This window comes from Enterococcus ureasiticus (assembly GCF_001730285.1).
Classification (GTDB): domain Bacteria; phylum Bacillota; class Bacilli; order Lactobacillales; family Enterococcaceae; genus Enterococcus_L; species Enterococcus_L ureasiticus.
In genome coordinates this window covers 1-1111 of record NZ_MIJZ01000010.1, presented here as the reverse complement: position 1 = coordinate 1111, position 1111 = coordinate 1, and the positions used below count along the sequence as shown (strand labels likewise).

1 protein-coding gene is annotated in these 1111 nt (G+C 38.2%); it reads left to right on the top strand.

The annotated features are described in order from the left end of the window. Window positions 1–836: WxL domain-containing protein (locus tag BCR21_RS06070; RefSeq protein WP_069645594.1), on the top strand; the 836-nt coding region annotated here is incomplete at its 5' end. Window positions 837–1111: the final 275 nt, after the last annotated feature.

The following is a 1111-nucleotide window of genomic DNA, read 5'->3' as shown; positions in this document are numbered from 1 at the left end:
TGAAATTCAAAACATTATGTTCAGTAGCAGTAGTAGCAGCAATCACAACAGGAGCTTTAGCACCAATGGCGGCAAATGCCGAAACAGAAGCAAAATCGTTAACTGGTAAAGGTGAAGTAACATACGAAGAAGACAACGGTAAAAATGAACCTGGTGATCCTGAAGATCCAGATGGAACTAAAGTAGATCCAGATGAAAATCCAGATATCACTGTTAACCCTGATGGTGGACCAATCACGATCGATGTTGTTTCTAACGTGATCTTCCCTAACCAAAAAATTGGTGTATCATCAAAACCAACAACAGCTAAAGCAAATCCTGTTACGTTAACTTTGACAGATGGTACAACTGTAACACGTGGTAACTATGTACAATGGACAGACAAACGTGCAGGAAATGACCACACTTACCAAATCAAAGCAGCAATGACAAAACAATTTACCAATGGTTCAAATAAATTAGAAAACGCAACAATTGCTTATTCTAATGGCTTCCTTAATTCAGAGATGGGAGAAGCAAACTGGCCAAAAACTCGTCCAGCAGACTTTGTTTTATCTCAAGACGGAGTAAGTCAAGTTGTTCTTGATAATAATACGGCTGAATCAACAGGTGCCCGCGGTTTAGGTACTTTCTACGCTGAATTTGGAACATCAACTGCAGATGCTAAAAATACTCTTGCAGAAGCTTCTACTGGTTTAGCAGGCGATTCTGTTGAATTAACAGTTCCAGCTGGACAAAACATCGTTAAAGGTAAATATGTTGCGGATATTACTTGGTCAATCGAGTACACTCCAGCACCAGCTGCTCCAGAAGTTCCAGAAACTCCAACAAAATAAAAGATAATAAAAGAAAAATAGTCAATACTCAAGATACTGGTTCCTTTATTGGAATCAGTGATCTTGTTTAGAGTATAGAATGGAAGAAGGAAATTTTATGAAAAATAAACTAACATACATAGTAACAACGATTCTCATCTCAATCATAACACTTAGTACATGGCCAACGGCTAGCCTTGCGCAAGAAGCAGGCGGTGCAACAGGATTTGTTTATGAAATAAAATTTCCTGAAAACCAACAAAAAGAGGCCGGCTATTTTGATTTAAAAATGACAC